This window comes from Burkholderia sp. BCC1640 (genome assembly GCF_902833125.1).
GTDB classification, from domain to species: domain Bacteria; phylum Pseudomonadota; class Gammaproteobacteria; order Burkholderiales; family Burkholderiaceae; genus Burkholderia; species Burkholderia diffusa.
Genome location: NZ_CADFEF010000021.1, coordinates 12,697 through 37,761, shown reverse-complemented (window position 1 = coordinate 37,761; position 25,065 = coordinate 12,697). Strand labels below are relative to the sequence as shown.

The window sequence follows — 25,065 nt, the reverse complement described above, 5'->3', positions numbered from 1 at the left end:
TTTTGAATGGAGCACGAAGTGAGCGAAAGCATAGCATGCAACCCTGTGCCGAACCCGAAGGTTGCACTGCGCAAAACGCTGTCCGGCGCGCGTCGCGACGCCGCGTCGCAGCCCGCCGCGAACGCCGCGCTCGACGCGCGGCTGCGCCTGTTGCTCGAGCGGCTCGCGCCGCGCACGGTCGGCTTCTACTGGCCGCTGCCGGGCGAATTCGACGCGCGCGACGCGGTGCTCGCGTGGTCTGCGGCAGGCCCGGGGCGCCGCGCCGCGCTGCCGGTGATCGGCGAGAAGCACACGCCGCTCGCGTTCCATGCGTGGGATGCGCACACGCCGATGCGCGAAGGGCATCACCGGATTCCGGAGCCGGCGTCGGGGGCCGTCGTCGTGCCCGATCTGTTGCTGATTCCGTGTGTGGGATTCGATCTGCAGCGCTACCGGCTCGGCTATGGCGGCGGCTATTACGACCGCACGCTCGCGGTGTGGCCGGGCGAGACGCTGCCGGTGACGGTCGGCATCGCGTATGAAGCGTGCCGCGTGGAGGCGCTGCCGGCCGAAGCGCACGATCTCGCGATGCGCTGGATCGTGACCGACGGCGCGCTTTACCCGGCCGCCGGATGACGGGGCGCGCGACGCGAAGTCTGCGGCATGCCGCGCGTCACCGCGTCGACCGTCCCGTCCGCAATCGTTTACAGCGACGCCGCCGCGCGCGCGGCCGTGTCGTAGAGGCCCGATGCGTGGCGCAGCAGCTGCGCCGCGTCGCCGATCTGCTCGTTGGTGAGACCGCTGTCCTTCAGCGTCTCGATCAGGCAATGCTCGCGCACCTCCCGATACTTCATGCACAGCTCGCGGCCCGCGTCGGTCGCGAAGAAGAACACTTCCTTGCCGCTCTTCTCGCTCTTCACATAGCCGCGCGCGATCAGTTTTTTCAGCGCATAGGTCGCGACGTGCGTATCCTCGATATTGAGCACGAAGCAGATGTCGGCGAGCTTCTTCTTGCGTTCGCGATGGCTGACGTGATGCAGCAGCGACACCTCGACCGCCGTCATGTCCTTCGCGCCCGCGGCCGACATGCAGCGCACCATCCAGCGATTGAACGCATTGCCGGCCATGATGAGCCCGTATTCGAGTTCCGACAGCTCCGCGCTCGAATCGGAAACGAGGTGTTCGGATGACACGATCTTGGTCGCAGGACGCTTCATGGAAAGGCGGCGCAAGCCGGATGACAGGGTGTGCCGAGTGTACGCCAGAAGCCCGGACATACGGGCTAGGCGAAAACGCTTATTGGGAAGTTGTCGATATTTTATTGACAATGTGCGCTAACATTGCCGTCCAAACCGTGCCAGTCCGATGACGCAACCCCGCATTTATCCGCTCGGCGACGCCGCCCTCGTCTGCGAGGTGCCGCCGCCCGCCACGCTCGATTGCCAGCGCCGCGTCTGGGCCGTCGCCGAGGTCGCGCGCGCGTGGCCCGACGTGATCGACGTCGTGCCGGGCATGAACAACCTGACGATCGTGTTCGACGCGCTCGCCGCGACGGCCGAGTCGCTCACGCCCGCGCTGCGCGACGCGTGGGAAACCGCCGACGTCGAGCATGCGGACGGCCGGGAAATCGACATCCCGGTCGAATACGGCGGTGCGGCCGGCCCCGATCTGGCAGCCGTCGCCGCGCACACCGGGCTGCCGGCCGACGAAGTCGTCGCGCGCCATGCGGCCGGCGAATACGTCGTGTTCTTCGTCGGCTTCCAGCCGGGCTTCGCCTATCTCGGCGGCCTCGATGCGTCGCTGCACACGCCGCGCCGCGCGGCGCCGCGCCTGGAAGTGCCGGCCGGCTCGGTCGGCATCGGCGGGGCGCAGACGGGCATCTATCCGGCCACGTCGCCCGGCGGCTGGCAGCTGATCGGCCGCACGTCGCACGTGCTGTTCGACCCGGCGCGGCCGCAGCCGGCGCTGCTGCTGCCCGGCGACCGCGTGCGCTTCACCATTGCCGGAGTCGACGCGACATGACCCAGAACACCGCACCGGGCACGATCGAGGTGGTCCGCGCCGGCCCGTTGTCGACCGTGCAGGATCTCGGCCGCCGCGGCATGCGCCATCTCGGCATCGCGCAGGGCGGCGCGCTCGACGGCCTCGCGCTCGAAGTCGGCAACCGGCTGGTCGGCAATCGCCCCGACGCGGCAGCCGTCGAAATCACAATCGGCCCGGCCGCGTTCCGCTTCACGCGCGCGACGCGCATCGCGATCACCGGCACCGAATTCGGCGCGACGCTCGACGGCAAGCCCGTGTATTCCTGGTGGAGCCTCCCGGTCGAGGCCGGGCAAACGCTCGTGCTGCCGGCCGCGAAACGCGGGATGCGCGGCTATCTGTGCATCGCCGGCGGCATCGACGTGCTGCCGATGCTCGGCTCGCGCAGCACCGATCTCGCATCGCGCTTCGGCGGCCTCGGCGGCCGCGCGCTGCGCGACGGCGATCGGCTTCCGGTCGGTGTGCCGCCGGCCGGCGCCGGCTGCCTCGCGGCCGATGCGCCCGAATTCGGCGTGAAGGCGCCCGCGTGGTGCGCGTTCGTGCGCGTCGACGAACCGCCGCGCCGCCACCGGCCCGCGCATGCGCCGTGGGCGATGCCCGTGCGCGTGCTGCCGGGCCCCGACTACGCGTCGTTCGCGGCCGATTCGCAGCAGGCGTTCTGGGACGAGGAATGGCTCGTCACCGCGAACAGCAACCGGATGGGCTATCGCCTCGCCGGCGCCGAGCTGGTGCGCGAGCGGCCGGTCGAGCTGCTGTCGCACGCGGTGCTGCCCGGCACGATCCAGGTGCCGCCGAACGGCCAGCCGATCGTGCTGATGCACGACGCGCAGACCACCGGCGGCTATCCGAAGATCGGCACGGTGATCCGCGCGGATCTCTGGAAACTCGCACAGGCGCGGCTCAACCTGCCGATCCGCTTCGTGCGCACGACACCCGACGCCGCGCGCGCCGCCCTGACCGCAGAACGTGCCTATCTGCGTCAGATCGACGTCGCGATCGAGATGCGCGAGGAGACCCGCCGCCGCGCGCAATCGCGCGCGGCGTGACAATGGCGGAAGCAGGACGAAGGACGCGCCACGCCATCAGTGGACGAGGAACATCATGGAAATCGATCTGAATGCCGATCTCGGCGAAGGATGCGGATCGGACGAGGCGCTGCTCGACCTCGTCACGTCGGCGAACATCGCGTGCGGCTGGCATGCAGGCGGCGCCAATGCGATGCGCGACTGCGTGCGCTGGGCCGTGCAGAAAGGTGTGTCGATCGGCGCGCACCCGAGCTTTCACGATCCGGAGAATTTCGGCCGCAAGGAAATGCAGCTACCGGCCGGCGACATCTATGCCGGCGTGCTGTACCAGCTCGGCGCGCTATCGGCGATCGCGCAGGCCGAGGGCGGCCGCATCGCGCACGTGAAGCCGCACGGCGCGCTGTACAACCAGGCCGCGCGCGACCCGATGATCGCCGACGCGGTGGTGTCCGCGATCCACGACTTCGATCCGTCGCTTGCCGTGTTCGGGCTCGCGAACAGCGTGTTCGTCGCGGCCGCGCGCCACGCGGGGCTCGCCGCCGTGGAGGAAGTGTTCGCCGATCGCGGCTACCGCGCGGACGGCTCGCTCGTGCCGCGCAGCCAGCCCGGCGCGCTGATCGATGACGAGGACGCGGTGCTCGCGCGCACGCTCGACATGGTGCGCGATCGGCGGGTGCAGTCGGTGAGCGGCGAGTGGGTGCCGCTCAATGCGCAGACCGTCTGCCTGCACGGCGACGGCCCGCATGCGCTCGCGTTCGCGAAGCGGATCCGCGCGGCGCTCGAAGCGGCCGGCATCGATGTCGTCGCCCCGGGCGCGCTGGAAGCCGACGAAGGCGCCTGACCGGCGCGCAAGCCGCGCGGCCGCCCGACGAAAACCGCCGCACCAAAGAAAAAAAGCGCCCTCGTGGCGCTTTTCTGTTGGCGCAATCGCCGCGGACTTCGCCGTCTGTCGATTCGCCCCCCGAAACCGTCTGTCGACGGTGACCGGAAAGATGCTCCGGATTAAAAAACGTCCGCCGCCGCCCGATTGCTGCTTCCCCCGGTCGGACGACGGAACGTCGCTTATCCGCAAGTCTGTCGCATGCATTTGTTGTCCCGACGATGTTTGGCCCCGCCGTGCATGCAGACACTCCGCGGCCGGCACGATCATCACGTGCCGGCTACGCTAACCCCGCGCTTTGTTTTCTGCTACCCCGTAGAACTTTTTCTATTCTTTTCAATTTTTCAACTTGTGGGATGAAGAATAGAGATCGGCAGAACCGGATGTCAATCGTTTTAAACGCTATTTCCTAAGGATTCAAGGGTTTTCCTTATCGAATCGCGCGGCCGCACAGGCGCCTCGCAGCGCGTGCGTATCGTCGATCAAACAGGGGAGGATCGGTGCGCGGCGGCCGGCGCGATCAGTTCGCGTCGACCTGATACCCTTGCTGGCGCAACAATTCGAGCACGCCGCGCGGGCCGCCCAGATGCAGCGCGCCGATGGCGACGAATACCGGCCGGTTCGGCGCGGCGATTGCCGTCATCCGTGCAACGAAGCGCCGGTTGCGCTCGTACAGGATCTTGTTGTCGATCGACGCCGACAGCGCCTTCGAACGGGCCAGCCGCTCGCTCTTCGCGACCGCCCACGCGGAGATCGCATCGGCGTCGCCAATTTGCCACAGCCGGTGCAGCGCCTTGATGTCGTCGGCGTTCTGCGCCGGCGTCTGCACCATGTCCTGCGCGAGCATCTCGCGCTGCTCGGCGAGCGTCAGCCCGGTGAACGCGCGCATCTGCTCGGCGAGCGTCTCGAGCCCGATCACGCGGCCACCCTTCTTCTTCAGGAAGACGTTCTGCAGTTGCGCCTCGGTGCCGTATTCCGTCTGCAGGCCGGCCGCCAGCGAGTCGTAGGTTTCGACGACCAGCGCCGCGAGCCACGGCCGCATCCGACGGATCTCCGCGAGCGCGGCCGGATTGCCGCGCAGGCGCCCCGCGAGGCGCTGCCACAGCGGCTCGGGCAACAGGCGCTGCAGGCACGGGTAGCGGCACACGCCGTACTTCGACACGTCGTCCTGCGATTCGAGCAGATCGTCCGGCGACAACTCGAGCGCGAGCGTCGGCGACGCCGCGAGCGCCCCGAGGATGCGCGGCCGGAACGGCTGAGCGGGCGGATAGTCGGACGGGTCGCCCGTGTGCAGCGTGCCGAGCACGTACAGCGTGACCTTGCCCCGGGTGGCGACATAGAACGGCATGCGCGCGGGCTGCACGCGCACCGTGCCGCGCGCGACCGTGCCGTTCGACACGGACGGCGCGTGGAAGCCCGGCAGGCTCATGCCGGGCGGCGGAACCTGCGACGGACGGATCGGCGAACTCGCCGGCGCGCGCCCTTCGGCGCGCGCCGACTCGACGGGAACGACGAGGCTGGCCGCCACGCACGCGCCGGCCAGCGCCGCGCCCGTGACCGTGCGCACGCTCCAGCGCCGTGCGTTGCGGCACGCGCGCATCACGCGCGCGCTGCCGGCCCCCGAACGGCGCACGCCGGACGCGCGCGCCGCCAAACCATCAGGCATTCGCCTCCCCCACCTCCTCGGCGCGATGGCAGGCCACGCGGCGTCCGTCGACGTCGCGCAGCTGCGGTTCCTCGACACGGCAACGCTCGACCGCGTACGGGCAGCGCTGGTGAAACGCGCAGCCCGACGGCGGATTGAGCGGCGACGGCAGCTCGCCCTGCAGCTTGATCTGCACGCGGCGGTCTTCCTCGAAGATCGCCGGCGTCGCCGACATCAGCGCGCGCGTGTACGGATGGCGCGGCCGCGCGTAGATCGTCGCCTTGTCGCCGAGCTCGGCGACGCTGCCGAAGTACATCACCATCACGTCGTCGGCGACGTGCTCGACCACCGACAGGTTGTGCGAGATGAACACGTAGCTCGTCTTGAACTGCTCCTGCAGATCCATGAACAGGTTCAGGATCTGCGCCTGGATCGACACGTCGAGCGCGGACACCGGCTCGTCGGCGACGACGATGCGCGGATCGAGGATCATCGCGCGCGCGATCGCGACCCGCTGGCGCTGGCCGCCCGAGAACATGTGCGGATAGCGCTTCGCGTGCTCGGGCCGCAGGCCGACCGTGCGCATGATCTGCGCGATGCGCGCCGCGCGCTCGGCGGCCGTCAGGTTCGCATTGATCTCGAGCGGTTCGGAGAGCGTCTGCTCGACCGTCTTGCGCGGGTTCAGCGACGCGAACGGATTCTGGAACACCATCTGCACGCGGCGCCGCAGGTCGGCGACCGTCTCGCGGCTCGCGCCGGCCACGTCCTTGCCGTCGATCGTCAGGTGACCCGAGGTGGGCGTCTCGATCATCGTGAGCTGGCGCGCGAGCGTCGATTTCCCGCAGCCCGATTCGCCGACGACGGCGAGCGTCTTGCCGCGCTTGAGCGTGAACGACACGCCGTTCAGCGCCTTCACCGTGCCCTGCCCGAACATCCCGCGCTTGACCGTGTAGTGCTTCGCGAGCTGGTCGGCGACCAGCACCGCTTCCTCGTCGTGCGGCACGCGAGGCGTTTCTTGGACAGCATTCATCGTGCGCCTCCTGTCAGGTCGAGGTTGGAAACATTGAGCGGCTTGATGCAACGCGCACGCATCGCATCGTTGGCCGGCACCAGCGTATCGAGCGCCGGACGCGCCTTGCGGCAATCGTCGACGACGTACTTGCAACGCGGCGCGAACAGGCACCCGGACGGGCGATCATCGCGGCCGGGCACCATGCCCGGCAATGCGGCAAGGCGACGCGCCCCCTGATTGTGCTCGGGAATCGCCGCGAGCAGCGCTTCGGTGTACGGATGATGCGGCGCACGGAAGATGTCCGGCACGCGATTGGTCTCGATGACCTCGCCCGCATACATTACCGCGACACGCTGCGCGACCTCCGACACCACGGCCAGGTCGTGCGAGATCAGCACGAGCGCCATCCCGCGCTCCTTCTGCAGCTTCACGAGCAGATCCATGATCTGCGCCTGGATCGTCACGTCGAGCGCGGTGGTCGGCTCGTCGGCGATCAGCAGCTTCGGGTTGCACGCGACCGCCATCGCGATCATCACGCGCTGGTTCATCCCGCCCGACATCTGGTGCGGGAACGCCGTGATGCGGTTCTTCGCGTCGGGAATGCCGACCTGATCGAGCAGTTCGAGCGCGCGCCGGTGCAGCGCGTCGCCGCGCAGGCCTTCGTGCAGCTTCAGCACCTCCTTGATCTGGTAGCCGACCGTGTAGCTCGGATTCAGGCTCGTCAGCGCGTCCTGGAACACCATCGCGATGTCCTTGCCGACGATCTTGCGGCGCGCCTTCGGCGACGCCTTCAGCAGGTCCACGCCGTTGAACGTGACCTCGTCGGCCGTCACCTTGCCGGGCGCGTCGATCAGGCCCATCAGCGCCATCATCGTCACGCTCTTGCCCGAGCCCGATTCGCCGACGACGCCCACCACCTCGCCCGGCGCGATCGACAGGTTGATCCGGTCGACAGCGGGCAGGCCGTTGAAGTTCACCGCGAGATTGCGGATGGTCAGAAGATTCTGGGTCATGTCAGGCCATCCGCTTCAGTTTGGGATCGAGCGCGTCGCGCAGCCCGTCGCCGAGCAGGTTGATCGCGAGCACCGAAATCAGGATCGACAGGCCGGGCATCGTCACGATCCACCATGCGTTGTCGATGTAGTCGCGCGCGGACGCGAGCATCGCGCCCCACTCCGCGGTCGGCGGCTGCACGCCGAGGCCGAGGAAGCCGAGCGCGGCCGCGTCGAGGATGGCCGACGAAAAGCCGAGCGTCGCCTGCACGATCAGCGGCGCCGTGCAGTTCGGCAGCACCTGGGAGAACATCAGGCGCAGCGTGCCGGCACCGGCCACGCGCGACGCCGTCACGTACTCCTTCTGCAGTTCGCCGAGCGCCGACGCACGCGTGAGACGCACGTAGGCCGGCAGCGCGACGATCGCGATCGCGAACATCGTGTTGGTGAGGCCCGGGCCGATGATCGCGACGACCGCGACCGCGAGCAGCAGCGACGGCAGCGCGAGCAGCACGTCCATGATGCGCATCACCGGCGTGTCGGCCCATTTCTGGAAGAACGCGGCGACCAGCCCGAGCACGATGCCCGGGATCAGCGCGAGCACGACCGACACGAAGCCGATCCAGAACGACATGCGCGCGCCGAACATCAGGCGCGAAAGGATGTCGCGGCCCGCTTCGTCGGTGCCGAGGATGAATTGCCAGTTGCCGCCCGCGAGCCATGCGGGCGGGATCTTCACGTAGTCGCGGTATTGCTCGACCGGGCTGTGCGGCGCGATCAGCGGCGCGAGGAGCGCGATCAGGATCAGCGCCAGCACGACGATGCCGGCGCCGACGGCGCCGCGGTTGCGCGAGAAGTTGGCCCAGAACTCGCGCAGCGCGAGCGCACGGCCGCCGGCCGGCGCGGATTCGCTCGGCAGGGTGTTTTGCAGATTGCTCATGGAATTACCTCGTGTGGCGGATGCGCGGATTCAGCACGCCGTACAGCAGGTCGACGACCAGGTTCACGACGATCACGAGCGTCGCGATCAGCAGGATGCCGCCCTGGACGACCGGATAGTCGCGGCGGCCGATCGCATCGATCAGCCACTTGCCGACACCGGGCCACGAAAAGAGCGTCTCGGTCAGCACGGCGCCCGCGAGCAGCGTGCCGATCTGCAGGCCGATCACCGTGACGACGGGAATCAGCGCATTGCGCAGCGCATGCACGACGACCACGCGCGCGGGCGACAGCCCCTTCGCACGGGCGGTGCGGATGTAGTCCTCGCGCAGCACTTCGAGCATCGACGAGCGCGTCATCCGCGCGATCACCGCGAGCGGGATCGTGCCGAGCACGATCGCGGGCAGGATCAGGTGGCTGACCGCCGACTTGAACGAGCCTTCGTCCGGCGCGAGCAGCGCGTCGATCAGCATGAAGCCGGTCGGATGCGGGAAGTCGTATTCGACCGCGATGCGCCCGGACACGGGCGTCCAGCCGAGGTACGACGAAAACACCATGATGAGGATCAGCCCCCACCAGAAGATCGGCATCGAATAGCCGGTGAGCGCGGTGCCCATCACGCCGTGATCGACGACCGAGCCGCGCCGCAGCGCGGCGATCACGCCGGCCGGCAGCCCGACGGCGAGCGCGAACACGAGCGCGCATAGCGACAGCTCGACGGTCGCTGGGAAGCGCGCGAAGAATTCGCCCGCGACGCTGGTGTTGGTGATGATCGACGTGCCAAGGTCGCCATGCAGCGCCCGGCCGATGTAGTGGACGTACTGCAGGGGCAGCGGCTGGTCGAGCCCGAGGCGTTTCATTGCCTCCGCATGCATCGCGGGATCGACGCCGCGCTCGCCCATCATCACTTCGATGGGGTCGCCCGGTATCAGGTGAATCAGCGCAAACGCCAGGATGGTGATGCCGATGAAGGTCGGGATCACCATCCCCACGCGGCGCAACACGAATGTGAACATGATGCGACTCGTATTTTCTTGTGGGAAATGTGCGACCGGCGACGAGGGGCTTTTGGCCCCTCGCCGCCGGATGATTTCAAGCCGGTCTTCTCAATGACGACAGCTTAGGCCAGGTCGGTTACTTCACGCTGACACCGTCGAAACGCGCATAGCCGAGCGGCTCGATGCGCATGTCGACCACGTTCTTGCGCACCGGCTGGTAGACCGTCGAGTTCGCGATCGGCGAGAACGGCAGTTGCTGCGCGAAGATCTGCTGGGCCTGCATGTAGATCTTCGTGCGCGCGTCCTGGCCGGTCGTCGTGCGACCCTTCTGGATCAGCTCGTCGAACGGCTTGTAGCACCAGTGCGAGAAGTTGTTGCCCTTGATCGCCTCGCAGCCGAGCAGCGTGCCGAGCCAGTTGTCGGGGTCGCCGTTGTCGCCCGTCCAGCCGATCAGCATCGTGTCCTGCTCGCCCGTGTGTGCGCGCTTGATGTACTCGCCCCACTCGTACGTGACGATCTTCGCCTTCACGCCGATCTTCGCCCAGTCGGCCTGGATCATCTCGGCCATCAGGCGGGCGTTCGGGTTGTACGCGCGCTGCACCGGCATCGCCCACAGCGTGATGTCGAAACCGTTCGGATAGCCGGCCTTCGCGAGCAGCGCCTTCGCCTTCGCGGTGTCGTTCGGCGCCATCTTCAGGTTCTTGTCGTACGACCATTGGGTCGGCGGCATCGGTGCGCTGGCGGCCTGGCCCGCGCCCTGATAGACGGATTCGAGGATCGCCTTCTTGTTGATCGCCATGTCGAGCGCCTGACGCACTTCGAGCTTGTCGACCGGCTTGTGCTCGACGTTGTACGCGAGGTAGCCGAGGTTGAAGCCCGGCTGCGACGGCATGTCGATGCCCGAGTCGGCCTTCAGCGTCGCGATGTCGGCCGGACGCGGATAGCTCATCACCTGGCATTCGTTGCGCTTGATCTTCTGCACGCGCACGCCCGGGTCGGGTGTGATCGAGAAGATCAGCTTCGACAGCTTCACAGCGCCCTTCTTCCAGTAATCAGGATTCCCGTCGAAACGGATCGTCGCGTCCTTCGTGTAGCTGCGGAAGATGAACGGGCCCGTGCCGACCGGCTTCTGGTTGATGTCGGCGGCCTTGCCTGCCTTCATCAGCTGATCGCCGTATTCGGCCGACAGGATCGACGCGAATTCCATCGCCATGTTCTGGATGAACGGCGCGTTCGGCTCGGCCAACGTGAACTTTACGGTGTACGGATCGACCTTCTCGACCTTCGTGATCAGCTTGTCGAGGCCCATGTCGGTGAAGTACGGGAACGACACCGGGTAGGCCTTGCGGAACGCCTGGTTCGGATCGAGCATGCGCTCGAACGAGAACACGACGTCGTCCGCGTTGAATTCACGCGTCGGCTTGAAGAAGTCGGTCGTGTGGAATTTCACGCCATGGCGCAGGTGGAACGTGTACACCTTGCCGTCGGACGAGACGTCCCACTTCTCGGCGAGGCCCGGCTCGACCTTGGTGCCGCCGCGCTCGAATTCGACGAGGCGGTTGTAGACGGTGAACGTGGCGGCGGTGAAATCGACGCCAGTCGTGAATTGCGCGGAATCGAAACCCGCCGGGCTGCCTTCTGAGCAGTAGACGAGCGTTTTGTTCGGGATCTGTGCGAATGCAGAACCCGCGACGCCGAGCGATGCCGCTGCCACGCCTGCAATGGCGGTAACACGCAGGGTGTGCAACAGACGGTTGTATTCCATGTTTCCTCCAGGTCTCCAGATCGGAACCGGTCCCCCTGGGGCCGGGTACGCGGATATTACTTGAGCTAGCGATTTTGCAACAAGCTGGAGAAAAAACTCTTCTAGACGCATTTACGCGGGTTTTTGCGGATGTCTCGCGCACGCAAAAAGTGCGTCTGCGCGCGCTAGCGGCGAATTCGTTCATCCCGCGCGTGTTTCCTTCGACAACTAAACAATTCGTCCGCGGGCGCGAACGATCGCCGCGCCGATTTCGGGGCCAAAGCCCGCATCGTTGCGGATTTCGAAATGATGGTCGCGCTGCAATGCGGCCGTCAGGCCGGGGCGTCGAGATCCGCGCTGCGCGCGGGCACGAACGCGACCGCGACGATCGACAGCGCGAGCCCCGCCATCACGTAATAGGTCGGCGCGAGCGGCGTGCCCGTCACCTTGATCAGCCACGTGACGATGAACTGCCCGAAACCGCCGAACAGCATCACCGCGACGTTGTACGCGATCGACAGCCCCGTCGAGCGCACGTTGGCCGGGAACAGCTCGGCGATCATCGCGCCGAACGGCCCGTAGTAGCCGGCGAGCGTCACCGACAGCACGGCCTGCACCGCGATCAGCCGCCCGATGCTCGGCGCCGCGTCGAGCCACGCGAACAACGGATACATCAACGCGAGCGTCAGCACGAGCGACCAAAGCGACAGCCCCTTGCGGCCGATGCGGTCCGACCACGCGCCCGCGACCGGCGACAGCACCATCAGCAGCAGGTTGCCGACAATCACCGCGTAGAACGATTCCGCATACGGCAGCTTCAGCTGCTTCACCGCGAAGGTCGGCAGATAGCTGATCAGCACGTAGATCGTCACCGTCAGCGCGATCACCGAGCCGAGCCCGCACAGCACCTCGCGCGGATGGCGCGTGAACACTTCGCCGAGCGTCGCGCGACGTGCGCTTTGCTGCGCATGCAGGAATGCTTCGGAATCGGCGAGATGACGGCGGATGTAGAAGCCGATCGGGCCGATCATGAGCCCGAGGATGAACGGCACGCGCCAGCCCCAGCTGCGCAGCGCGTCGTGTGACAGCCCGCGCGTGACGGCCGCGCCGACGAGCGCGCCGATCAGCAGCGCGGCCGCCTGGCTCGCCATCTGCCAGCTGCCGTAGAAACCGCGTTTCGAGAACGGCGCGGCTTCGATCAGGAGCGCGGTCGCGCTGCCGAATTCGCCGCCCGCCGAGAAACCCTGCAGCAGGCGGCCGAGCACGATCAGGATCGGGCCGCCGATGCCGATCGCCGCATAGGGCGGTGCGATCGCGAGCAGGAAGATGCCGGCCGTCATCAGCAGGATCACGAGCGACAGCGCGGCCTTGCGGCCCGCGCGGTCGGCGTACAGGCCGAACACGATGCCGCCGATCGGACGCATGAAGAACGCGACGCCGAACGTCGCGGTGGTCAGCAGCAGCGACGAGTATTCGCTGGTCGTCGGAAAGAACAGTTCGGCGATCACGACGGTCATGAAGCCGAACACCGTGAAGTCGTACCACTCGAGCGCGTTGCCGATCACGGCCGCCGCGACGGCCCGCCGGTTCAGCGCACGCTCGGGCCGGACCGTTTTCGTTGAATTCGCAATCGTCGCCATGCGTGCCTCGTCCTCGTGAATTCGCCATCGGGTGGCGCGGCGCACGGGGGGCCGCGGCGCGCTGGTTTGCAGCGAGTGTAGAAAGCGACGGAACCGTTTTCAAGCATAAAAAACGCCCGCCATCGTCCGATGGCGGGCGTTTTGCGGTTTTCGCCACATTGCGGCATCGCACGATGCCGCCGCGGACGTCAGCCCATCTTCGTGAATGCGCTGCACCAGCCCTTCGCCGATACCTGCTTGCCGGGGAATGCGCCGCACGGGCCCGAGGCCGAGCCCTTCTTGCCCTGATACAGCATGCAGGCCGCGCAATCCTGGCCTGCTGCGTATTTCGGATACTTCGTCTTGTCGACCTTCGTGGCATCGGCCTTGTAGCCGAGCGCCACCGCGGCCGGATCCGTTTCCGACAGCATCGGCGCGTCGGCCAGCGCTTCGCGCGACAGCGCCAGCGCGGACACGGCACCAATGCTCGTAATCAGGAAACTCCGACGGGATGTTTTCATGGGGGACTCGCTCCAACGTTATCGGTTTGAAAGCCGTTCTGGCGACGGCCGTTCGACAGAATAACGCTCAAGCGAATGAATGTGCGCGCCGAAATGCCGGAAATAAGGGATTTCACACGGCCGGCCCGCACGAATGCGGGCCGCGTGCGTCACGCATGTGACGTCATGTCGCCGACGCGCTGCGCGAGCGCGAGCGACGCGGTCAGCCCCGGCGACTCGATGCCGAACAGGTTCACGAGCCCGCGCACGCCGTGCTGCGCCGCGCCCTGCACGATGAAGTCGGCCGGCGGCTCGCCGGGCCCCGCGAGCTTCGGCCGGATTCCCGCGTAGGCCGGCTGCAGCGCGTCGTCGGGTAGCCCCGGCCAGTACGTGCGGATCGACGCGTAGAACGCCGGTGCGCGCGCCGGATCGACTTCGTAGCGCAACGCATCGACCCACTCGACGTCCGGGCCGAAACGCGCCTGTCCGGCCAGGTCGAGCGTCAGGTGCACGCCGAGCCCCGCGCGGTCGGGCATCGGATAGACGAGGTGCGAGAACGGCGCGCGCCCGGACAGGCTGAAATAGTTGCCGCGCGCGAGATAGAGCGGCGGCACCCAGCGCGGATCGAGCCCGCGCGTGCGGCGCGCGAGCGCCTGCGCGCCGAGGCCCGCGCTGTTGATCACGCACGCGGCCTCGATTTCGGTCGGCGCGTCGCCGCCGGTACGCACCACGAAGCGGCCGCCGCGCAGCACGTCGATCGACTCGACCGGGGATTTCAGCGCGCACATCGCGCCGTCGCGCTCGGCGTCGCCGAGCAGCGCGAGCATCAACTGGTGACTGTCGACGATACCGGTGCTCGGCGAGAACAGTGCCTCCGCGCATTCGAGCGCGGGCTCGAGCGTCTGCGCCTCGGCACGCGTGAGCGGCATCAGGTCGAGCACGCCGTTTTCCGCCGCGCGCGCGGCGATCGCCTTCAACTGCTTCACCTGCGCGGCGCTCGTCGCGACGAGCAGCTTGCCGACGCGCCGGTGCGGCACGTGACGGGTCTCGCAGAACTCGTACAACAGGTCGCGCCCGTGCACGCACGACATCGCTTTCAGCGAACCGCGCGGGTAGTAAAGCCCCGCGTGAATCACCTCGCTGTTGCGCGAGCTCGTGCCCGTGCCGATCGCGTCGGCCGCCTCGAGCACGACGGTTTCGCGCCCGCGCGCGGCCAGTTCCCGCGCAATCGCAAGACCGACGACACCCGCGCCGATCACCACACAATCCATCTGCTCCATGACGTTTCGCGTTGCTTACGCATCAAGGGGAGAGAAGGGAATTGTACGTCCCGCTTCGTACGCTTGCCGGACGTATCCGTATCGGCCCGTACGCGTCGCGCGGCGCGGCTGGGCGCGACGCGTACAGGTCGCGGCGAAGCGCGCGCCGCCGGCTCAGAATCCGATCGGCCGGCGCTTCGCCGCGCCCTCGTCGGCGCGGATGTCGGACGGTGCGATCACGTCGCGGCCGTCGAGCCGCGCGGCGCCGAACGCATGCAGCAGCGCACGGCGCATCGTGCGCGGCGGCGTCGCGGCCAGCACGTCGAGTGCGTCGTCGTCGAGCGTGTCGGGGAAGCGCCGCCCCCACGCGTGCGACGTGCGGATCTCGTCGTAGATCGTCTGCGCGATCCGGCGCGCGCCGGCCGCGTCCGGCGGCGCGATCTCGTACACGTTCATCCGGTTCAGCAGCGGCTCCGGAATCGCCTGCGCATCGTTCGCGGTCGCGACCCAGATCACGTTGCCCGCATCGATCGGCACTTCGGCGAATTCGTCGACGAACGCGCGCGCGGTATCGTGTTCGAGCAACGCGTACAGCGCGCCGAGCGGATCGTATTGCGCGTCGCTGCCGGCCTTGTCGATCTCGTCGACCGCGATCACCGGGTTCGCATAGCTGCCGTTGACGAGCGCATCGAACACCTTGCCGGGCTTCGCGTTCTTCCATTGCGACGACGCGCCCGACAGGATCCAGCCAGCAGTCAACGAACTCATCGGCACGTAGTGATACGCGGTGCCGAGCAACTGCGCGAGCGCCTTCGCGAAATGCGTCTTGCCGATACCGGGCGGCCCGAGCAGCAGGATCGGCATGAGTTCGAGCCGGTCGTCCGTCTCGAGGCATAGCGCGACCTGCTTGCGCACGTCGTCGAGCGGCTCGGTGAAATTGGGCAGCGCGTCGCCGAGTTCGTCGAACGACGGCATCCGGTTCGGCTTCACGCAAAAGCGCAGATTGCCGGTCTTGAGCATGCGCTCGTAGGTGGCGCGCAGTGCGTCGCTCGCGCTCTCGTTCAGGTCGTTCAACGCGGTCTCGACCTGCTCGAGGTCGTACACCGTGCTGAAGGACGCCACCGCCAGTTCCTGTTTCACCATCGCCGTCGTCATACCAACCTCGCTACCGCTACCGTCACACGACCATCAGACCCTTACGATTTCAGTGTAGCGATCCCGCATCGGCGTGCAAGCAAGCAGCCGTCCCGGTCTGCTGCTAACACTGCGCGCGCGCTGCAGCGCAGCGCCGCGCGGCGTATGATCGAACGTTCACCGGCCGCCGCGCCGGCCTCGCCACGGTGCCCGCGCGGCGCCGTGCGCTTCGTCTTGAAGGTATGCCGATGTCCATCCCCGCTGCCGTCCCGCGCGTCGACACCGATGCGATCCACGCCGTCGACGCCGCGCTCAAGTCGCGCCGCGCGATTCGCGCGTTCCTGCCGACACCCGTGCCGCGCGACACGCTCGAGGCGATCCTCGAAGCCGCGAGCCGCGCGCCGTCTGGCACCAACATCCAGCCGTGGCGCGTGTACGTCGCAACCGGCGCGACCCGCGACGCACTCGCCGCGGCGCTCACCGCCGCGTACGACGATCCGGCGCGCGACGAGAAATACGTCGCCGAGTACGACTACTATCCGCGCGAATGGGTGTCGCCGTATATCGACCGGCGCCGCAAGGTCGGCTGGGACCTGTACGGTCTGTTGAACATCGGCCGCGACGAAAAGGCCCGCATGCACGCGCAGCACGCGCGCAACTTCCGCTTCTTCGATGCGCCCGTCGCACTGTTCTTCACGCTCGACCGCGTGATGACGCACGGTGCATGGCTCGACTGCGGCATGTTCCTGCAGGGCGTGATGACGGCCGCGCGCGCACGGGGCCTCGACACCTGCCCGCAGGCCGCGTTCGTGCCGTTCCACCGGATCGTCGCCGAGCATCTCGGCATGCCGGCCAACGAGCAGCTCGTCTGCGGAATGTCGCTCGGCCATGCCGACCCGGACGCGATCGAGAACCGCCTCGTCACCGAGCGCGCGAGCGTCGCCGAATTCGCGCGCTTTTTCGCTTGAAAACGCGTGACGCGTACCTACCTTTTGATCAGGACCGGATCGTGCTGCGAACCTGCGGCGATGCGTCCTGTCACACCACCGTCCAAATCGATCGGGCGTAAGATGTGCGTCCGTTCCCCGCTACCCCGCGTTTCCGGAGAAGTTTCATGCTGAAACACGGCCTGGCCGTCCTGCTCGCGAGCGCCGCGCTCGCGGCCCATGCGCAGAGCCCCGCCCCAGCCGTCGTCGCGTGGGAGATCCAGGTGGTGCGCGACGGTCAGACGATCGACACGTTCCAGCAGCGCACCACCGTGGGTCAATCCCGTACCGACACCCATCGCTATCCGTCCGCCGTGCCCGTCGGCTGCGGCAATGCCGCGCGCGTCGTGCCGACCGAGCGCTCGCGCTCGGTGACGGTCGCGCCGCTCACCGTCGACGACGCCGCGCACACGGTATCGCTCGCGCTCGACGTGCAGGAAACCCTCGACGACGAAAACGCGACGCGCAGCGATCCGTGCCTGCCCGCGTCGCCGCGGCAGATCGTCGCGAGCCATCCGGGGCTGTCGGTCGGCGGCGATGCATGGACCGACTGGACGCTCGTCGAGCAGCGCCCGCATCTCGTCTACCGCGTGCGCGCGCACGTCGCGAGGGACTGAGCGCCATGTCCGCCGACGCCCTGTCCTTGCCGTTCGCCGAACCGCACGCCGCGCCCGACGAAATCACCGCGGTCAGCTGGAACCTGCACAAGGGCCGCTCGCCGCTCGGCTTCACCGCATGGAACGCGATGCGCAACTGGATGCAGTCGACGCACGCCGACGTGTATTTCCTGCAGGAGGCGATGGCGCGCCGCATGCCGCGCCCGATGCTCGCCGCCGGCTTCGGCGCGCCGATGGACGACGCGGTCGACGACGTGTGGCATTGCCAGGCCACCGAGATCGCGCAGGCACTCGACTGGCAGATCGCGCTCGGACCGAACGTGTTCAAGCCGTCGTGGCGGCACGGCAACGCGATCCTGTCGCCGCATCCGCTCGACCTCGGCGGCCGCTGGGACATCTCCGCGCACCGCTTCGAGCGGCGCGGGCTGCTGGTCGCGCGCGCGACGCTCGCGGGCGCACGGCCCGTCACGCTGCTGTGCGCGCACCTCGCGCTCACGCGCGCGGCGCGGCTGCGTCAGATGCACTGGATCGCGCACTGGATCGTGCGCAACGCGGGCGACGACCCGCTCGTGCTCGCCGGCGACTTCAACGACTGGCGCAATGATTCGGTCGCGCTGTTCGGCGAGATCGGGCTGTCCGAGGTCGCCACGCTGCTCGGCCAGTCGGGCCGCACGTTCCCCGCGTTCTCCCCGGCGCTCGCGCTCGACAAGATGTTCGTGCGCGGGCTGACGCCGCTCGAATGGCAGGCGCCGTCCGGCGAAACCGCGTGGCTGTCGGATCACCTGCCGTATATCGCGCGGCTGCGCCTCGATCCGCAGTGACGCGGTAGCGCGGCGCGCTGTGCCCCGCACCACGCTCGTCGCGCTGTGCGCGAAGCTCGCGGCCGGTCGATGAAAGCCGGTTGCAAGATTTCGTTGCGCCAAATCCGCGCGGCCGCGCGGGTCAAGCCCGCATCTGCTCCAAGCAGGGTAAAATAACGAGTTCCTCAATCGTCTGTCATCGAGAAGGCGCGTGTCCGACGCGCCGGCCGGCCGATCCGCGATCGGACCGACGCACTCGGTTTTTTTGCCCGTTTTTGGGCCCGTTACACGCGTCCGCTACGCGCGTCCGTTTTCAAAGCCATGAGCAAATACGACACCGCCACCGTCCAATCCGTCCATCACTGGACCGACACGCTTTTCAGCTTCACCTGCACCCGTGAGCCGAGCCTGCGCTTCAACAACGGCGAATTCACGATGGTCGGCCTCGAGGTCGACGGCAAGCCGCTCGCGCGTGCCTACTCGATCGTCAGCCCGAACTACGAAGAGCACCTCGAATTCTTCAGCATCAAGGTCCAGAACGGCCCGCTGACGTCGCGCCTGCAGCACCTGAAGGTGGGCGACTCGGTGCTGATCGGCAAGAAGCCGACCGGCACGCTCGTCGCCGACAACCTGCTGCCGGGCAAGACGCTGTGGATGCTGTCGACCGGCACGGGCCTCGCACCGTTCATGTCGATCATCCGCGATCCGGACATCTACGAACGCTTCGACAAGGTCATCCTGACGCACACCTGCCGCCTGAAGGGCGAGCTGGCGTACATGGACTACATCAAGCACGACCTGCCGGGCCACGAGTACCTCGGCGACATCATCAAGGAAAAGCTCGTCTACTACCCGACGGTCACGCGCGAGGCGTTCGACAACGAGGGCCGGATCACTGACCTGATCGCGACGGGCAAGCTGTTCACGGACCTCGGCGTGCCGGCGTTCTCGCCGGAAAACGACCGCGTGATGCTGTGCGGCAGCACCGCGATGCTGAAGGACACGACGGACCTGCTGAAGCAAGCCGGCCTGGTCGAAGGCAAGAACAGCGCGCCGGGTCACTACGTGATCGAACGCGCATTCGTGGACTGATCGAACCCCGAATTTGTGCCACATCAAGAACCGGAGCAAAAGCTCCGGTTTTTTTTCGTCCCCACTTGGCGAATTCGTAACAAGCCACGATCATTTCATGTCAAATCGTTACATTTGGATACGGGCGATCCGTGTGCTTTCGCGTCAGTGTTTTTCCTACAACAGCTTCGCTCGGATTATTCACATTTACCCTTAAATGTCCGCCCAGCATGACGTTTTCCAAATTTTTGAGATATTATTCGCCCGCGTGGCCGCCGATCGGGCGACCATTGGAGGGTCGGACTCAAACGTTACAAGATGTAACTTTTGTTACCTCGGCACGGGGCGATTCTCTGGCGGCGGCCGTCATCGAAACGGCAGCCGATCCACGCAGCCAGCCGGTGTCTGAACCGCTTTCTGACAGCAGGGAGAGTCATGGATACGTCGCTCAACGCGCCCACGGGCGCTCATGCCCCGTTCCCGTCGCAGCCGCTCGTGCACGGCTGCGACGCGGCCGCGCCCGTGGCCGAAGCCCTGCCCCAACGCGACACGTCCGCCGCACGGATCGCGGCGCTGTCCCTCCAGTTGATGGTTGCCGACGAGGCGGCCCGCCGCCATCTCGCCGGCGAGCTGCATGACGGACTCGGCGCCGAACTCACCGCCGCACGTTTCGCGCTCGCAAACGTTCAAACGTGGCTGCCGGCCAATGCGCCGGACGGCTGCCTGCGCGCGCTCGAGCTGGCGCAGCAGGCGCTCGACTCCGCCACCGACGCCAACCGCCGGCTGATCGACGAGCGCGACACGCCGGCACTCGACGGCGGCGTCGTCGGCGCCCTGTCGGCGTGGGTCGACAGCCACACGGCCCGCACCGGCCTGCGCACGAGCTTCGTCTGCGCGGCCGACGCACGGCTCACGCAACTCGGCGGCGCCGGCGCGCTCGCGATCTTCCGCGTCGCGCAGGAAGCGCTGTCGAACGTCGCGAAGCATGCGCGCGCGACGTCCGTCGACGTGCAGATCGACACCGACGACTCGCATATGTCCCTGATCGTCACCGACGATGGGACCGGTTTCGCGCGTAGCCGGCGCACCGGCTACGGCCTCGCCGGGATGCGCGCACGCTGCGAGGCGTTCGGCGGCAGCTTCGACGCGAGCGCACCGGAAGCGGGCCGCGGCACGCGCGTCACCGCGCGCTTCGCGTGGGACTCGCTGTTCGCGGTGCCGGCGGCCGCGCGCCGCGCGTCGCTTTCGTGAGGCCGTCATGAGCCTGAACATCCTGCTCGTCGACGATCACGCGATCGTCCGTCAAGGGATCCGCCACTTGCTGATCGACCGCGGCATCGCGCGTAACGTGACCGAGGCCGAGACCGGCAGCGATGCGGTGGCGGCCGTCGACCGCGAGGCCTTCGACGTGATCCTGCTCGACATCTCGTTGCCGGACACGAATGGCATCGAGGTGCTCAAGCGCATCAAGCGCAAGCTGCCGGGCGCGCCGGTGCTGATGTTCTCGATGTACCGCGAGGACCAGTACGCGGTGCGCGCGCTGAAGGCCGGCGCGGCCGGCTACCTGTCGAAGACGGTGAATGCCGCGCAGATGATCGGCGCGATCCAGCAGGTCGCGGCCGGCCGCAAGTACGTGAGCCCGGCGATGGCCGAGGCGCTCGCCGAATACGTGTCGTTCGAGAACGAACCGCTGCCGCACGAGAAGCTGTCCGACCGCGAATACCAGACGCTCTGCATGCTCGCATCGGGCAAGCGCCTCACCGACATCGCGAACACGCTGTCTCTGTCGGTGAAGACGGTCAGCGTGTACCGGTCGCGGCTGCTCGAGAAGATGCGGCTGTCGAACAATGCGGAACTGACGTTCTACGTGATGAGCAACCGGCTCGTCGACATGGCGCCCGCGTCGGGCGCCTGATTCTTCGTCCTCGCTGCACCCGGCCGGCTCCACGCCGGCCCCGGCGCGCCGAACGCCGCACACAAGCACTTGTTTTATCGGACGATTCCCGAGCGCAGCGCTGCGCCGCAGCGGGTCTTCCACGCCAAATCGGCTAAAATTACGGGTTTTCACTCACTCGGTGCCGCCGCGCTCGCGCGCGCTGGAAACTCATCCGCAATGTCCTTCTTCCGCAAGAAAAACGTCGATCGCATGATCGCCGGCGCGCACGGCGCCGGGCTCAAGAAAGCGCTCGGCGCCATCGACCTCACCTTCCTCGGCATCGGCGCGATCATCGGCACCGGCATCTTCGTGCTGACCGGCACGGGCGCCGTGCAGGCCGGCCCCGCGCTGATGCTGTCGTTCGTGATCGCCGCGATCGCGTGCGGCCTCGCGGCGCTGTCGTACGCCGAATTCGCGTCGACGATTCCGGTCGCGGGCTCGATCTACACGTACTCGTACGCGACGCTCGGCGAGCTCGTCGCCTGGATCATCGGCTGGGACCTGATGCTCGAATATGGCCTCGCGGCGTCGGCCGTGTCGGTCGGCTGGTCGGGCTACCTGCAATCGCTGCTGCAGGGCTTCGGGCTCACGCTGCCGACCGTGCTGACGGCCGCGCCCGGCGCGATCCCGGGTGTCGTCACGTGGTTCAACCTGCCGGCGTTCCTCGTGATGCTGGTGATCACGACGCTGCTGTCGATCGGCATCCGCGAGTCGACTCGCATCAACAACGTCATGGTGTTCATCAAGGTGTCGGTCGTGCTGCTCGTGATCGCGGTCGGCGTCTTCCACGTCACGCCCGCGAACTGGAAGCCGTTCATGCCGCACGGCTGGAACGGCGTGTTCGGCGCAGCGGCCGTGATGTTCTTCGCGTTCATCGGCTTCGACGCCGTATCGTCGGCGGCCGAGGAAGTGAAGAATCCGAAACGCGACCTGCCGATCGGCATCATCGCGTCGCTCGCGGTCTGCGCGGTGCTGTACGTGACGGTCGCGGCGGTCGCGACCGGCATCGTGCCGTCGGCGCAGTACGCGAACGTGTCGCATCCGATCTCGTATGCGCTGCAGATCGCCGGCGAGAAGTGGGTCGCGGGCTTCATCGATCTCGGCGCGGTGCTCGGCATGCTGACCGTGATCCTCGTGATGAGCTACGGCCAGACGCGGATCATCTTCGCGATGTCGCGCGACGGCCTGCTGCCGGCGGCGCTGTCGCGCGTGCATCCGCGCTATGCGACGCCGTTCCTGACGACCTGGCTCGTCGGCCTGTTCTTCGGGCTGATCGCCGCGCTCGTGCCGCTCAACGTGCTCGCCGAGCTGATCAACATCGGCACGCTCGCCGCGTTCTCGATGGTGTCGATCGCGGTGCTGGTGCTGCGCCGCACGCACCCGGAACTGCCGCGCGCGTTCCGCTGCCCGGGCGTGCCGGTGGTGCCGATCCTCGCGGTCGGCGCATGCCTGTTCCTGATGCTGAACCTGCAGCCCGTCACGTGGGCCGCGTTCGGCATCTGGCTCGTGATCGGCCTCGTGATCTACTTCCTGTATTCGCGGCATCACTCGAAGCTCGCGCACGGTCAGCACGACGCACATTGACCGCCGTCGCTGCGCGCGCACGCCGCGCGCAGCGGCACGACGCCACGCCGGGCCGTCACCGGCCCCGTGCGCGCCTCATCCCCGCCGGAGCCGGCCCGGCCATCGGCGCCGCCGCGCCCCGCACGCACGCCCCGCACGCGCGCGATCGCTGCCCGATCGTCGCGATTTCTTGCCCGATCGTCCGGATTTGCCCACACGATTTGCACGCTGCCAGCGCGCGCGCGCCGAGCGGTTCATAATCCGGCCATCGAACGACGGCCCGGCCCGGCGGGCCGTCCGGCAACAGGAACAGGATGATGGAAAGCGTCGATCTCGATGTACTGAAATCCAGCGCGCGCTGGCTCGACGAAGGGCGCCGCGTGCTGCTCGTCACGGTCGTGAAGACGTGGGGCTCATCGCCCCGCCCCGAAGGCGCGATGCTCGCGGTGCGCGAGGACGGCCTGGTGGTCGGCTCCGTGTCCGGCGGCTGCATCGAGGACGACCTGATCGCCCGCGTGCACGCAAGCGGCATCGCGGCCGATGCACGCCCGGAAGCCGTCAAGTACGGCGTGACGGCCGAGGAAGCGCACCGCTTCGGGCTACCCTGCGGCGGCACGATCCAGCTCGTGCTGGAGCCGCTCACGCCCGACAGCGGGATCGCCGCGCTGTGCGCGGAAGTCGAGGCCGGCCGCCTCGTCACGCGCACGATGACGCTCGCGACCGGCCGCGCGTCGCTGTCGCCCGCGCAGGCGACCGACGGGCTCGCGTTCGACGGCGACCGGCTCGTGACGATCCACGGGCCGCGCTACCGGATGCTCGTGATCGGCGCGGGACAGTTGTCGCGCTATCTGTGCCAGATCGCGGTCGGGCTCGATTACCAGGTGACGGTCTGCGATCCGCGCGAGGAGTACACGGATGCGTGGGACGTGACGGGCACGCGCGTCGTGCACACGATGCCCGACGACACGGTGCTCGACATGAAGCTCGACGCGCGTTCGGCCGTGATCGCGCTCACGCACGACCCGAAGCTCGACGATCTCGCGCTGATGGAGGCGCTGAAGACGCCCGCGTTCTACGTGGGCGCGCTCGGCTCGCGACGCAACAACGCGGCCCGGCGCGAGCGGCTGCTCGAATTCGACCTGAGCGAGGCGGAACTGGCGCGGCTGCACGGGCCGGCCGGCATCTACATCGGCAGCCGCACGCCGCCGGAAATCGCGATCTCGATCCTCGCCGAGATCACGGCCGCGAAGAACAACGTGTCGCTGCCGACGATCCTGCAGGTCGAAGGCGCGAAGGCCGCCCGCGAGATCGCGGCAAACAGCGGCGCGACCTGCGGCCTCTGAGGCCGGACGCCTCCGCGGCGCATGGCTGTGCCGGCAGGAAACCGGCGCGCGTCGAGGGTGACGTCAGGCGAGACCCGCGGCGAGCGCCGCGGCGACGGAGCCGACCACCAATACGACGCCGACCGTGCGCCGCTTGTTCAGCTCCGTCCACAGCAGCACGCCCGTCAGCGACAACAGGATCAGCGAACCCGCGATCGTGTCCATCAGCAGCACCCAGCCGAGATTCATGCCGACGCCGCGATGCAGGTTGTTCAGCGTCGTCAGGAACGTATTGCCGGTGCGCTTCACCGATACGTAGCCGTTGCCGACCCAGTATTCGGCCTGGAGGTTCTGGTGCGGACCGAACAGGCCCATCTGCCAGTGCTCCGGCTGCATCACGCGCTTGTCGCCCCAGGCGACCGGCTGCGCGGGCTCCTTGCGCACGCGGCCCGGCCGGCCGTCGAAGTGCAGTTCGTGCTGCAGCCACTTCGTCATCGCGGCCGGCGACTTCGGCGCCGGGTCCGGCAATGCGATCTGCATCTGCTCGACCTGCGGCTCGCCGGTCGGGATCTTCAGCGGCGGCGCACGGTGGTTGAGCAGCACGCCCGTCACGCCGAACAGCAGCCCGAGCACCGCGCCCCAGAGCCCGACCCAGCCATGCACCTTGCGCAGCCATTTGATGAAGGTCGCGCGCCGCGAGCGCTGGCGGCGCGCCGCCAGTTCGGCGTCGCTCAGGGGCCGTGCGGCCGGATGCAGCACGGTGACGCCCGCGATGGGCCTGCCCGCCTGCGGCGGGGCGATCGTTTCGGGCGCGTTCACGCGAGAGTGTCCATTCGTTCAAAGCAACGGGCGGCGCACGGAAAACATGCGCCGCCCGGTTAACATGAAAATGAGAATGGATATCATTACACAAATGGTGCGTCCGCTCAATCCGCCGGCGCACGCCGGGCCGACAAGACAATCCGGCGATAACCGACGAAGCGCGCAAATTGCACGCCGATCCA

The 25,065-nt window shown here is 67.7% G+C and carries 24 protein-coding genes; 12 read left to right on the top strand and 12 right to left on the bottom strand.

What is annotated here, in order from left to right; all coding sequences use genetic code 11:
• Positions 1-6 precede the first annotated feature (6 nt).
• Positions 7-615: a 5-formyltetrahydrofolate cyclo-ligase gene (locus tag HWX25_RS22095; RefSeq protein WP_059819918.1), complete on the top strand. Its 609-nt coding sequence runs from the start codon at positions 7-9 to the stop codon at positions 613-615.
• A gap of 68 nt (positions 616-683) precedes the next feature.
• Here HWX25_RS22095 and HWX25_RS22090 read toward each other — a convergent pair whose 3' ends face one another.
• Complete coding sequence (locus HWX25_RS22090; protein ID WP_059535061.1) at positions 684-1,196, bottom strand: winged helix DNA-binding protein; 513 nt, start codon at positions 1,194-1,196, stop codon at positions 684-686.
• A gap of 148 nt (positions 1,197-1,344) precedes the next feature.
• On the opposite strand from HWX25_RS22090, the gene pxpB reads away from it, so the two are divergent.
• From pxpB to pxpA, 3 genes are read left to right on the top strand one after another with little or no spacing between them, the layout of a single operon-like run.
• Complete coding sequence (gene pxpB / locus HWX25_RS22085) at positions 1,345-2,001, top strand: 5-oxoprolinase subunit PxpB (RefSeq protein ID WP_059535059.1); 657 nt, start codon at positions 1,345-1,347, stop codon at positions 1,999-2,001.
• A complete protein-coding gene (locus HWX25_RS22080; RefSeq protein WP_175910522.1) occupies positions 1,998-3,065 on the top strand; it encodes a biotin-dependent carboxyltransferase family protein in 1,068 nt (355 codons plus the stop codon). The genes pxpB and HWX25_RS22080 overlap by 4 nt, the downstream gene beginning before the upstream one ends.
• 55 nt (positions 3,066-3,120) lie before the next feature.
• Positions 3,121-3,885: a 5-oxoprolinase subunit PxpA gene (gene pxpA, locus HWX25_RS22075; RefSeq protein WP_059535055.1), complete on the top strand. Its 765-nt coding sequence runs from the start codon at positions 3,121-3,123 to the stop codon at positions 3,883-3,885.
• Positions 3,886-4,444: 559 nt separating this feature from the next.
• On the opposite strand, the gene HWX25_RS22070 is transcribed toward pxpA, so the two are convergent.
• The 10 genes from HWX25_RS22070 to HWX25_RS22025 all read right to left on the bottom strand — a co-directional run bounded on the left by HWX25_RS22070 (position 4,445) and on the right by HWX25_RS22025 (position 15,787).
• Positions 4,445-5,590 carry a TraB/GumN family protein gene (locus HWX25_RS22070; RefSeq protein WP_175910520.1) on the bottom strand — a complete coding sequence of 382 codons (1,146 nt, stop codon included), beginning with the start codon at positions 5,588-5,590 and terminating at the stop codon, positions 4,445-4,447.
• Complete coding sequence (locus tag HWX25_RS22065; protein WP_059819921.1) at positions 5,583-6,599, bottom strand: peptide ABC transporter ATP-binding protein; 1,017 nt, start codon at positions 6,597-6,599, stop codon at positions 5,583-5,585. Before HWX25_RS22065 ends, HWX25_RS22070 begins: the two co-directional genes overlap by 8 nt.
• Positions 6,596-7,594: an ABC transporter ATP-binding protein gene (locus HWX25_RS22060; RefSeq protein WP_059535050.1), complete on the bottom strand. Its 999-nt coding sequence runs from the start codon at positions 7,592-7,594 to the stop codon at positions 6,596-6,598. Before HWX25_RS22060 ends, HWX25_RS22065 begins: the two co-directional genes overlap by 4 nt.
• 1 nt (position 7,595) lies before the next feature.
• The gene (locus tag HWX25_RS22055) at positions 7,596-8,513 is read right to left on the bottom strand and encodes an ABC transporter permease subunit (protein WP_175910518.1); all 918 of its coding nucleotides are present in this window, start codon (positions 8,511-8,513) and stop codon (positions 7,596-7,598) included.
• A gap of 4 nt (positions 8,514-8,517) precedes the next feature.
• Entirely contained in the window at positions 8,518-9,528 is a 1,011-nt protein-coding gene (locus HWX25_RS22050; protein WP_059691952.1) for an ABC transporter permease subunit, read from the bottom strand.
• Positions 9,529-9,646: 118 nt separating this feature from the next.
• Complete coding sequence (locus HWX25_RS22045) at positions 9,647-11,275, bottom strand: ABC transporter substrate-binding protein (protein WP_059535044.1); 1,629 nt, start codon at positions 11,273-11,275, stop codon at positions 9,647-9,649.
• A gap of 311 nt (positions 11,276-11,586) precedes the next feature.
• The gene (locus HWX25_RS22040) at positions 11,587-12,894 is read right to left on the bottom strand and encodes an MFS transporter (protein ID WP_059703177.1); all 1,308 of its coding nucleotides are present in this window, start codon (positions 12,892-12,894) and stop codon (positions 11,587-11,589) included.
• 188 nt (positions 12,895-13,082) lie between these two features.
• On the bottom strand, positions 13,083-13,394 hold the full coding sequence (locus tag HWX25_RS22035; RefSeq protein ID WP_059535040.1) for a high-potential iron-sulfur protein: 312 nt from the start codon (positions 13,392-13,394) through the stop codon (positions 13,083-13,085).
• A 149-nt stretch (positions 13,395-13,543) separates the two neighbouring features.
• Positions 13,544-14,653 carry an NAD(P)/FAD-dependent oxidoreductase gene (locus HWX25_RS22030; protein WP_059691950.1) on the bottom strand — a complete coding sequence of 370 codons (1,110 nt, stop codon included), beginning with the start codon at positions 14,651-14,653 and terminating at the stop codon, positions 13,544-13,546.
• A 153-nt stretch (positions 14,654-14,806) separates the two neighbouring features.
• On the bottom strand, positions 14,807-15,787 hold the full coding sequence (locus HWX25_RS22025) for an AAA family ATPase (RefSeq protein WP_057924566.1): 981 nt from the start codon (positions 15,785-15,787) through the stop codon (positions 14,807-14,809).
• Between the two features lie 227 nt (positions 15,788-16,014).
• Here HWX25_RS22025 and HWX25_RS22020 point away from each other — a divergent pair, with 227 nt between their 5' ends.
• From HWX25_RS22020 to HWX25_RS21985, 8 genes are all read left to right on the top strand, one after another.
• Positions 16,015-16,734, top strand: a complete 720-nt coding sequence (locus tag HWX25_RS22020; RefSeq protein ID WP_175910516.1) for a nitroreductase — start codon at positions 16,015-16,017, stop codon at positions 16,732-16,734.
• A 146-nt stretch (positions 16,735-16,880) separates the two neighbouring features.
• Entirely contained in the window at positions 16,881-17,369 is a 489-nt protein-coding gene (locus HWX25_RS22015; protein WP_175910514.1) for a hypothetical protein, read from the top strand.
• 5 nt (positions 17,370-17,374) lie between these two features.
• Positions 17,375-18,190 carry an endonuclease/exonuclease/phosphatase family protein gene (locus tag HWX25_RS22010; protein WP_175910512.1) on the top strand — a complete coding sequence of 272 codons (816 nt, stop codon included), beginning with the start codon at positions 17,375-17,377 and terminating at the stop codon, positions 18,188-18,190.
• Between the two features lie 300 nt (positions 18,191-18,490).
• Complete coding sequence (locus HWX25_RS22005) at positions 18,491-19,261, top strand: ferredoxin--NADP reductase (RefSeq protein WP_059535031.1); 771 nt, start codon at positions 18,491-18,493, stop codon at positions 19,259-19,261.
• A 414-nt stretch (positions 19,262-19,675) separates the two neighbouring features.
• Positions 19,676-20,491, top strand: a complete 816-nt coding sequence (rqpS, locus tag HWX25_RS22000; RefSeq protein ID WP_059819926.1) for a quorum system sensor histidine kinase RqpS — start codon at positions 19,676-19,678, stop codon at positions 20,489-20,491.
• Between the two features lie 7 nt (positions 20,492-20,498).
• Positions 20,499-21,155 (top strand): response regulator transcription factor RqpR, encoded by a 657-nt coding sequence (gene rqpR, locus HWX25_RS21995; protein ID WP_059468587.1) that lies wholly within the window; start codon positions 20,499-20,501, stop codon positions 21,153-21,155.
• A gap of 198 nt (positions 21,156-21,353) precedes the next feature.
• A complete protein-coding gene (locus HWX25_RS21990) occupies positions 21,354-22,760 on the top strand; it encodes an amino acid permease (RefSeq protein WP_175910510.1) in 1,407 nt (468 codons plus the stop codon).
• 296 nt (positions 22,761-23,056) lie between these two features.
• Positions 23,057-24,082 (top strand): XdhC family protein, encoded by a 1,026-nt coding sequence (locus HWX25_RS21985; protein WP_059607548.1) that lies wholly within the window; start codon positions 23,057-23,059, stop codon positions 24,080-24,082.
• Positions 24,083-24,145: 63 nt separating this feature from the next.
• Here HWX25_RS21985 and HWX25_RS21980 read toward each other — a convergent pair whose 3' ends face one another.
• Positions 24,146-24,880 carry a PepSY-associated TM helix domain-containing protein gene (locus tag HWX25_RS21980; RefSeq protein WP_175910508.1) on the bottom strand — a complete coding sequence of 245 codons (735 nt, stop codon included), beginning with the start codon at positions 24,878-24,880 and terminating at the stop codon, positions 24,146-24,148.
• Positions 24,881-25,065 lie beyond the last annotated feature (185 nt).